Below are 9943 nucleotides of genomic sequence, written 5' to 3' on the forward strand. Positions count from 1 at the left end.
CGATGACCGCTCCCGTGATCACCACTCCGAAGGTCCTGTGCACCCACGACGTGGCCCCCAACCGGCGCCGCGGCGGTGACATGCGCACCCTGCTCTCCCCGGCGACCGTCGGCTGCACGTCGGGCTTCTTCGGCACGCTGACCCTGGAACCGGGGGAGGTCGTGACCGAACACTGGCACCCCTACTCCGAGGAGTTCCTGTTCTGCGTGCGGGGCAGCGTCACCGCCCGGCTGGACGGCCAGCATCACGAGCTCGCCGCCGATCACGGCGTGTGCATCCCGATCGGGATGCGCCACCGGATCGTCAACACCGGCGACGAGACGGCGTTCCTGGTGTTCCACCTCAGCCCGCTGGCACCCCGGCCGAACCTCGGGCATGTGGACACCGAGGAGCTCCCCAACCCGCACGTGCCGCACACACCCGTGATCGTCTCCGGTCCGCACGCCGGTGGTACGTCGGCTGGATCGACGCCGTGAGCGGAGCGCGACAGGTGGCCATCACCGGCGTCGGTGTGGTCGCCCCTGGGGGAGTGGGACGCAAGGAGTTCTGGACCCTGCTGACCGACGGCCGGACGGCGACCCGCCGCCTGTCGTTGTTCGACCCGACCCAGTTCCGGTCGCAGGTGGCCGCCGAGTGCGACTTCGATCCGCGGGCGGCCGGACTGTCCGCGCGCGAGGTCGCCCGCAACGACCGTTTCGTGCAGTTCGCGCTGGCCGCGGCCCTGGAGGCCGTCGAGGACAGCGGCCTGGACCTGCGCCGCGGCGACGACACCGCTCCCGAGACCAGCGGCGACGAGCCCCGCGGCGACGGCGGTGGGGACGGCCCGGTGGTGGGCGTCTGCCTGGGCAGCGCGGTGGGCGCGACGACCCGGTTGGAGAACGAGTACGTCGTGGTCTCCGACTCCGGTCGGCTGTGGGAGGTCGACCCGCACTACGCGAGTTCGTTCCTCTACCACGCGCTCGTTCCGAGCTGCCTGGCCACCGAACTGGCCCACCGGTTCGGGGCGCACGGCCCGGCGTCGGTGGTCTCCACCGGCTGCACCTCGGGAATCGACGCCGTCGGCTACGGGGCGCAGCTGATCGTCGACGGTGAGGCCGACATCGTGCTCGCCGGCGCCTCGGATGCTCCGATCTCCCCGATCTCGGTGGCCTGCTTCGACGCGATCCGGGCGACATCGGCGCGCAACGACGATCCCGAACACGCCTCGCGTCCCTTCGACGCCACCCGGGACGGGTTCGTCATGGGTGAGGGCAGCGCGGTCCTGGTCCTCGAGGACGCCGCCGCCGCCCGCGCCCGCGGCGCGCACATCTACGCGCTGGTCGCCGGCTACGCGTCGCGCTCCAACGCGTTCCACATGACGGGTCTGCGCCCCGACGGCGTCGAGATGGCCGAGGCGATCCGGGTCGCGATGGACACCGCCCGGGTCGGCGCGCACGACGTCAACTACATCAACGCCCACGGTTCGGGGACCAAGCAGAACGACCGGCACGAGACGGCCGCGTTCAAACGGTCCCTGGGCGAGCGGGCCTACGAGGTGCCGGTGAGCTCGATCAAGTCGATGATCGGCCATTCGCTCGGCGCGATCGGCTCGTTGGAGATCGCCGCGTGCGCGCTGGCCATCGAGAACGACGTCGTCCCGCCGACGGCGAGCTGGTCCACCCGTGATCCGGAATGCGACCTGGACTACGTCCCGAACACCGCCCGGGACCACACGGTGGACGTGGCCGTGTCGGTCGGCAGCGGTTTCGGTGGGTTCCAGTCCGCCATCGTCCTGACCGGTCCGGACCGATGACCGCCCTCGCTCCCTCGACGGGGACGGCCGAGGCCCGGGGATGGGCTCGGCCGGTGTCCGGTGCCGTGCGTCCGGTCGTCACCGGGCTGGGGATCGTCGCGCCCAGCGGGATCGGCGTCGAGGAGTACTGGGCGTCGACGCTGCGCGGACAGCTGCGGATCGCCCCGATCAGCCGGTTCGATGCGTCCCGCTACGACGCCCGGCTGGCCGGGGAGGTCGGCGGGTTCGAACCCGAGGCGCACGTCGACAAGCGCTACCTGGTCCAGACCGACCGGTGGACCTGGTTCGGGATGGCCGCCTCCCGGCTCGCCCTGGCCGATGCCGCCTACGATCCCAGCGCCCACGAGCCGTACGCCACCGCGGTGGTCTTCGGCAGCGGGTCGGGAGGCAACGACTTCGGCCAGCGTGAACTGGAACGGCTGTGGACCAGGGGGCGGACCGCCGTCAGCGTCTACCAGTCGATCGCCTGGTTCTACGCGGCGACGACCGGCCAGACGTCGATCCGCCACGGGCTCAAGGGCCCGTCCGGCGTGGTGGTCAGTGACGGCGCCGGCGGTCTGGACAGCCTCGCGCAGGCCAGGCGGGTCATCCGGCGCGGCACCTCGACGGTGCTCGCCGGCGGCGCCGAATCGGGTCTGACCCCGTACGCGCTGACCTGCCATCTCTCCAGCGGCCGGGTCAGCACGGCGACGGCGCCCGCCGACGGTTACAAGCCGTTCGACGTGCGGGCCAACGGCTACCTGCCCGGGGAGGGCGGGGCGACCCTGATCGTCGAGGACCCGGCGGCCGCCGCCGCGCGCGGTGCGCCCCGGCTGTACGGCGAGATCGCCGGCTACGCGGCGACCCAGGACGCGCTCGGGCACGGACGCACGGCCACCGACGGTCGCTGGCTGGCCGTCGCGATGCGCCGCGCACTCGCCGACGCCGACGTCGCACCGGACGAGGTCGATGTCGTGTTCGCCGACGGCGCCGGCTCGTCCGACCTCGACACGCAGGAGGCGGCGGCGATCCGAGCCGTGTTCGGCGCCCGCCCGGTGCCCGTCACCGCCCCGCAGGGCCTGGTGGGACGCCTGTGCGCCGCCGGTTCGGCACTGTCGGTGGCCACCGCGTTGCTCTCGATCCGGGACAGCGTGCTGCCGGCCGTCGGCAACCTCGACACCCCCGACCCGGCGCACGGCCTGAACCTGGTCCGCGAGGTGCGGCCGGGCCCGGTCCGCACGGTCCTGGTCAACGCCCGCGGCTACGGCGGCTTCAACAGCAGCCTCGTCGTCCGCGCCCTCGGGCCGGCCTGACCGCCCCCACCTCCCGTCCCCCGTACCTCCCAGTCCCGCACGCCGCGCCACCGCCACGTTTCGCCATCCCGGCACCCCGTGACGTCCCGACGTCCCGACATCCGTCAGCATGATCCAAGGAGACGAGTCAACGATGTTCCCAGACCTGGCCGGGCGACGCGCCCTGGTCACCGGTGGCACCCGCGGCATCGGCCGCTCGGTCGTGCTCGGCCTCGCCCAGGCCGGCGCGACCGTCGTCGTCGGCCACCAGCGCCAGACCGAGGACGCCGAGAGCCTGCGCCGCGAACTCAAGGACACCGGCGGAGACCACCTGCTCGTCCAGGCCGACGTCGCGGACCCGGCCCAGATCGGCGAGCTGCTCGACGCCACCGGAACCCACCTCGGCGGCCTCGACATCGTCGTCAACAGCGTCGGCACGATCAGCCACATCCCGTACGCCCAGTTGCCGTTGGAGGCCTGGACCCAGGTCCTGGCCACCAACCTGACCGCCACCCACCTGGTCACCCAGGGCGCGCTGGCGCTGCTCGGCGACTCCGGATCGGTGATCAACATCGGTTCCGGGGCGGGGCTGGTCGGCGTGCCGCTGCGGGCCCACTACACCGCGGCGAAGACCGGACTGATCGGACTGACCCGGTCGCTGTCCAAGGAACTGGGCGGCCGCGGCATCCGGGTGAACCTGGTCTCGCCCGGCGTCATCGAGACCGACCAGGCCGCCGGCATGCCCGACGCGGCCCGCGCGGCCTACACCAACCGCATCCCGCTCGGTCGCCTCGGCGAGGCCCACGAGGTCGCCGCGGTCGTGCTGTTCCTGGCCAGCGACGTGTCGTCCTACGTCAACGGCGCCACCTTCACCGTCGACGGAGGTATCTGATGGCAGCCACATCCCCCTTCCGGATCATGCTGACCATGCGCATCCACCCGGGTCGTGAGGCCGAGTTCGAACAGACCTGGCTCAACATCGGCGACGGCATCACCTCGCACCCGGCGAACCTCGGCCAGTGGCTGGTGCGCTCCGAGGACGAGCTGGGCACCTACTTCATCATCAGTGACTGGGTGGACGAGGCGAGCTTCCGCGAGTTCGAGCTCAGCGAGGGCCACCTGACGCACCGCAAGATCCTGCACCCGCTGCGGGCCAGCGGCACCATGGCCACCGGCTCGGTGCTCGCCCACCTGGTGGGCACGGCCTCGCAGCCCGTGCCCGCGGCCGGCTAGCCCCGTGGCCGACGACAACCAGTCAGCCCCGGCCGCCCCGGCGGCCAGGGTGCGAGTGATGCTGTGGGCGGTCGACCCGGCGGGGGAGCCCGGCGCGGTCGAGCGGGCCTACCACGAGATCAGCTCCAAGCTGGTCGGCACGCCCGGCCTGCTCGGTAACACCCTGCAGCGCTCGGTGTCCGATCCCACGCGGTACGCCGTCGTCAGCGTGTGGTCGAGCATGGCCGAGTTCAGCGCGTGGGAACAGGGCGCGAACCACCGCGGGACGACCTCCCCGCTGCGTCCGCTGCAGGACCCCGAGCGTCGCCCGGCGATCTACACCGAGGTCGCCGCCTACGGCCCGCAGGGCCCGTTCGACCCGGCCCCACCCGCCTGACCGTCCCCACCCACCTGACCAGCCAGGCCAGGTTCGGACCGCCAGCGGTTTCTCGCTGAGGCGTGGTCGCCCAGCCCGGTTTCCACCGTGCTCGGCGACCACGCCTCACCCTTCGGCCTCGACCCTGGCCGCCCCACCGCCCCGCCGCCCGCGCTGCCTGCGTCCGGCGTCATCCGGTCCGCTTTGGTTCGCACAACGCCAGGGCGGATGGTGACCATCGGTCTCGTTTCCGGTGTATCGCGATGCCGCCGGGTGTTCTGTCGGTGCCAAGGTGTAGAAATGCGCCGTCTGTCCTACGTCGGCCGTCGTTCGGGCGGGCCGTCACACGGCTGGTCGGTGGTACGTACGCACGGGGCAGGGGGAGCCGCATGCCGGACTCGTCAGCGCTGGATGTCCTGATCGGGCTCGCGCTGCTGTTCGCCGCCTTCAGCCTGGCCGTGTCCAGGATCAACGAGGCCGTGCTCGGCGTTCTGCACTACCGCGAGCGCCGTCTGGAGTCCGCCCTGCGCGGCCTGCTCGGCGCCCCCGCACCCGGCCCCGGCCCCGCGCCGGGTGACGACGACGCGCATCCGCCGGTGGATCTGATGGCGCGGCTGTTCGACGGGCCGTTGCGGATGCTGCGGGCCGGCGGTCATGAGGACCCCGCGGCGCACCAGGGCCCCGACATGGCCGCTCATCCCCCCGCCGAGGGCGGCTGGGCCGCTGTGCGCCGGGCGCGCCACCTGCGGTTGCCGTCCTACGTTCCGTCCACGCTGTTCGCCCAGGCCCTCGTCGACCTGGTGGACCCGCCCGCGCGCGCCATGCTCGGCCAGCTGCGCCCCGAGAGCCTCCCGTTGGACGTCCCCCACGAGCAGCGGGCCATCTACATCGCCGCCTATCAGAACGCGACCCGAACCCTGGACGCGACGACCGCCGCCGCCCTGCTCGCCGCGACACCAGCCCAGTACCCCACCGGGCGGATGATCGCCGCCACCCTGGTCTCGGCCGTGGGCGGCGATCCCGTCGCCACCCTCGAGCAGGGCCTCGCCGCCCTGCCGCCGTCCGCGGCGAAGACGGCCCTGACCGCCGCCGTGGTCCGGGCCCGCGGCGACCGCGACAAGATCGTCACTGAGCTCGCCGGCTGGTACGACCAGGCGATGGACCGCCTCTCCGGCTGGTACCGCCGCCGCATCTCGGTCTTTCTCGCCGGCTACGCCCTTCTGCTGGCCGCCGCCTTCAACCTCGACACCATCGGCATCGCCCGCGCGCTCTGGCAGGACGGCCCCGTCCGCGAAGCCGCCGTCACCGCCGCCCGCGTCACTCTCGACCAGACCGCCACCGCCACCGATTCCGCCGGTGCGTCCGGCGACTCCGCCTCATCCGATGGCTCCGCCTCGCCCGGTGACTCCGCGTCGTCCGGTGGCGATGTGGTGCCGGCGGCGGAGGAGGCGGTGCGCGCGGTGCGGGACGCCTCCGGGCTCGCCCTGCCCATCGGCTGGGTGCGAGCCAGTGAGGATCGAGGGGATCCTCGTGAGGTGCCGAACTCCGTGCGCGGCTGGCTGGTGAAGATCCTCGGCCTGGCCCTGGCGTGCTTCGCCCTCACCGCCGGCGCGCCGTTCTGGTTCGATCTGCTCGGTCGCCTGGTGAACATGCGCTCCAGCGGCCCGAAGCCACGCTCCACCACGAGTTCGTGACTCACCGGGCTCGCCGGTCGCCGGTGACGGGTAGCGGTCCTCCGTCCTGGATGGGTGTGCCCGCGGCCACTGCGCCGCGGCCGGAAACGCTCACGGGCAGCGCACTAGCGTCGGAGGCGTGAGTTTTCCTGCGCCCGAGGCGGCCCTCGCCGCACTGCACGTGGATCCCGAGGTGTTCAGTCCGCTCGACGAGCGGCCGTTGCTGGTGGTCGACGCGGCCGCGCCGGCCGCGGTGCGCGTCGCCGAGGTGGGACGGCACCTGCCGTGCGTCCTGGTCGCGGTCGCCGAGGATCTGCGGCGGGTCCCCGCCGAGGTCGCCGCGGCCGGCTTCGACATCCTGCTCACCGAGACACCGGCGCCGCCGCGGCCGTGGGTCCACGCCCCGGGAGGTCTGGACGCCGCGGTCGCCGCGCTGGCGGCGGTGGTGCGCAGCCGTCCGTTCGCGTCGGTGGCCCTGGTGCAGCTGCTGCGCTTGAGCTGTCGGGGAGACATCCGGGACGCGGTGGTCGCGGAGTCGTTCGCCTACTCCGCGCTTCAGGCCGGCCCCGAGTTCGCCGCCTGGCTGGACGACCATCGCCGCCGCCGCGCCGCCCGCGCGAACCGCCAGCTCACCCCACCCACCGTCCCCACCCCACCCACCGTCCCCACCCCACCCACAGTGCCCATCCCACCCACGGTGCCCATCCCACCCACAGTGCCCATCCCACCCACCGTGCCACCTGCGGAGACGGGATCCGCCGAGCGGCCGGCGGTGCTGGTCGAGCGGCACGGGTCGGTGCTGACGGTGATCCTGAACCGACCGGGACGGCACAACGCGGTCAACACCGGCCTGCGGGACGGGCTGGTGGCGGCGTTCCGGCTCGCCGCGCTCGATGACGACCTGACCGGGATCCGGCTGGGCGGTGCGGGCCCGTCGTTCTCCAGCGGCGGGGACCTGACCGAGTTCGGTTCGCTACCCGATCCCGGACGGGCGCACGCGGTGCGCACCAGCCGCAGCATCCCGCTGAATCTGCTGGCCTGCGGAGTGCCGGCGACCGCCTACGTCCATGGGCTGTGTATCGGCGCGGGGGCGGAACTGCCGGCCTTCTGCACCCGGGTCGTCGCCGCGCCGGACGCCACGTTCCGGCTGCCCGAGATCGCGATGGGGCTGGTACCGGGGGCTGGGGGAACGGCCAGTCTGCCGCGGCGGATCGGACGTCACCGGGCCACACATCTGATTCTCAGTGGCGAGCCCATCGGCGCCGAGCAGGCGCTGGCCTGGGGGCTGGTCGACGCGATCGAACCCCGCCACGGGATGCCCGGCGCCACCGACTGACCGCTGACCGCCGCGTCGCTGTCCCGCCGCGGTTGCGGTGCCGGGTCGCTGTGCCGCGGGGTGAGCGGCGGTGCTGTGTCCGGGCACGACGCGGCGGTTGGTCCTTCGACGCGCTCGCCATCGCGGCGATGGCCGCCGCGCCGTGCCTGGCTGGCTTCGACCCGATCCCTCCACGGGTCGTCGCCGTCTGGGCTGGGCGGACACCTGGTTGCTCGAGGGTCCGAGGATCCGCCGGCTCGTCCGCCGTCGGGGCGATCGGCTGGTCGTCCACCCGTATCGAGCCTGCCGGGTGCGCCGCGTGGAGGACAGTGCCGCCCGGGCACCCGGCCACCTGCCGAGGGGTCCGCGCCGTCCCGGCGCGATGGCCCGGTGATCGCGGGACGTTCGACTCTGCCGCGGGACGAGGAAGGCTGGCAGCTCGGGACTGTCGCGGCGGGGAGCGTGATCCGTACGTACGGAGGCGGGCACGGAGGCGGGGCGATGGTGGGGCGGCGAGGGTGAGAAGGGCGGTGGGATGGCGGGCACCGAGGTGTCCGCGCAGGACAACTCGTGGCCGACCCCGGCCGGAGTCGAACCGGTTTCCTTGTGATGAAGTGATTGTTTCCGTCGCTGGTGACCGGCTTGGTCCGGCGATGCCCGTCTGGCAGTCGGTATGGGCCGGTAGTCTCGGTCTGGAAGAACTGGGCTGATCGGCGGGGCCGGTACCGCCCCAACCGGGGTATGTATGGAGCGACATCGCGGAACAGACCAGATGGTCGACAGGGCAGATCGCTTGCTGACGAAGCGCCAAACGAGACGTGAGGGCCGGGCAACGGTGGGTGCGCCACTACTGGTGGACAATGCAGATCTTTCGGTGAAGACCCTGGGTCCGTGCCGGATAGATTCGCCACTGCTACCCCTGCTGGGTGAGCGGCCCACCACGCAGCACTACATTGACGAGTCGGACAAGGTCCTCTACGACGACACCACGTCGATGATCGCGGCCCGCGAGGTCGCGCTGGACGCGCTGCCCGGGTTCGAGCCCGCCGGGCCGCGGCGGAAGATCTACTTCGACCCGTCCAAGACCAGGGTCGGGATCGTGACCTGCGGAGGTCTGTGTCCGGGCCTGAACAACGTGATCCGTGGGCTGGTCCTGGAGCTGACCTCGCACTACCGGGTCCGGCGGATCGTCGGTTTCCGTAACGGCTATCAGGGGTTCATCGCCCGTTACGGTTACGACGTGGTCGACCTGACTCCCGAGCGCGTCGCCAGCATCGACGACGACGGCGGGACGATTCTCGGCAGTTCCCGCGGCCAGCAGGATCCGGGCGAGATTGTCGACTGTCTCTCCCGAATGAACATAAATATTCTCTTTGTCATCGGCGGCGACGGCACGTTGCGCGGTGCGAAGGAGATCTCCCGGGTCGCCACCGAGCGCGGCGAGAAGATCGCGGTCGTCGGAATCCCGAAGACGATCGACAACGACATTCCCTATATCGATCAGAGCTTCGGTTTCCAGACCGCGTTCGGCAAGGCCGCGGAGTCCATCCAGGTCGCCCACGCCGAGGCGACCTCGGCCCCCGGCGGCATGGGCGTGGTCCGGTTGATGGGCCGCCATTCCGGCTTCATCGCCTGCTATGCGACCCTTGCCAAGAGCAACGCGGACGTCGTGCTCATCCCCGAGCTGCCCTTCAAGCTCGAGGGCGAGGGCGGCCTGCTCAACCATCTGCGCAAGCGGATTCTGGACCGCGGTCACGCCGTCGTCGTCGTCGCCGAAGGCGCTGGTCAGGAGCTCATCACCGACCAGCCACAGTCGGCGGACGCGTCCGGTAACCGCAAACTGCACGACGTGGGCCAGGAGCTGTCCCGCCGGATCAAGGAGTACTTCGACCTTGAGGGCGTCGAGCTGAACCTGAAGTACATCGACCCCAGCTACGTGATCCGCAGCGTTCCGGCGAACCCCTACGACAGCGTCTACACCATCCGGCTGGCCCATGCCGCCGTGCACGCGGCGATGTCCGGACGCACGGAGATGGTCGTCGGCCGCTGGCGGCGCCGCTTCATCCACATCCCGATCGGCCTCGCCGTCAGCCAGCGCAACCAGGTCGACCCGGCCGGTGACCTGTGGATGTCGGTTCTGGAAGCCACCGGCCAGCCGCCCCGTTTCGAATAACCCGCCCGTCCGGCTTCGTCCGCCCGCGCGGCGCCGCGCCCGCTCGCGGCTCGTTCGTCCCTAGGCCGTGTATCGGGTTGTGATCAAAGGGTTGGAGCGAGTTCCTTGATCCAGATCATGGATGCGCGGAG

9 protein-coding genes are annotated in these 9943 nt (G+C 71.9%); all 9 read left to right on the forward strand.

The window, feature by feature from the left end; genetic code table 11:
• The first annotated feature begins 2 nt into the window (after positions 1-2).
• On the forward strand, positions 3-476 hold the full coding sequence (locus MXD61_RS18815) for a cupin domain-containing protein (protein WP_163549378.1): 474 nt from the start codon (positions 3-5) through the stop codon (positions 474-476).
• Positions 473-1792: a beta-ketoacyl synthase gene (locus MXD61_RS18820; protein WP_248814793.1), complete on the forward strand. Its 1320-nt coding sequence runs from the start codon at positions 473-475 to the stop codon at positions 1790-1792. The genes MXD61_RS18815 and MXD61_RS18820 overlap by 4 nt, the downstream gene beginning before the upstream one ends.
• Positions 1789-3084: a beta-ketoacyl synthase N-terminal-like domain-containing protein gene (locus tag MXD61_RS18825; protein WP_248814794.1), complete on the forward strand. Its 1296-nt coding sequence runs from the start codon at positions 1789-1791 to the stop codon at positions 3082-3084. The genes MXD61_RS18820 and MXD61_RS18825 overlap by 4 nt, the downstream gene beginning before the upstream one ends.
• A 133-nt stretch (positions 3085-3217) precedes the next feature.
• Positions 3218-3955 carry an SDR family NAD(P)-dependent oxidoreductase gene (locus MXD61_RS18830; protein WP_248814795.1) on the forward strand — a complete coding sequence of 246 codons (738 nt, stop codon included), beginning with the start codon at positions 3218-3220 and terminating at the stop codon, positions 3953-3955.
• On the forward strand, positions 3955-4296 hold the full coding sequence (locus MXD61_RS18835) for an antibiotic biosynthesis monooxygenase (RefSeq protein WP_163550820.1): 342 nt from the start codon (positions 3955-3957) through the stop codon (positions 4294-4296). The genes MXD61_RS18830 and MXD61_RS18835 overlap by 1 nt, the downstream gene beginning before the upstream one ends.
• Before the next feature lie 58 nt (positions 4297-4354).
• Entirely contained in the window at positions 4355-4672 is a 318-nt protein-coding gene (locus MXD61_RS18840) for an antibiotic biosynthesis monooxygenase (RefSeq protein ID WP_163550821.1), read from the forward strand.
• Between the two features lie 368 nt (positions 4673-5040).
• Positions 5041-6345: a hypothetical protein gene (locus tag MXD61_RS18845; protein WP_248814796.1), complete on the forward strand. Its 1305-nt coding sequence runs from the start codon at positions 5041-5043 to the stop codon at positions 6343-6345.
• A gap of 118 nt (positions 6346-6463) precedes the next feature.
• Entirely contained in the window at positions 6464-7660 is a 1197-nt protein-coding gene (locus MXD61_RS18850) for an enoyl-CoA hydratase/isomerase family protein (RefSeq protein WP_248814797.1), read from the forward strand.
• A gap of 814 nt (positions 7661-8474) precedes the next feature.
• Entirely contained in the window at positions 8475-9812 is a 1338-nt protein-coding gene (locus MXD61_RS18855) for an ATP-dependent 6-phosphofructokinase (protein ID WP_163550695.1), read from the forward strand.
• The last annotated feature ends 131 nt before the right edge of the window (positions 9813-9943 follow it).

Source organism: Frankia sp. AgPm24, from assembly GCF_023243055.1.
Taxonomy (GTDB): domain Bacteria; phylum Actinomycetota; class Actinomycetes; order Frankiales; family Frankiaceae; genus Frankia; species Frankia umida.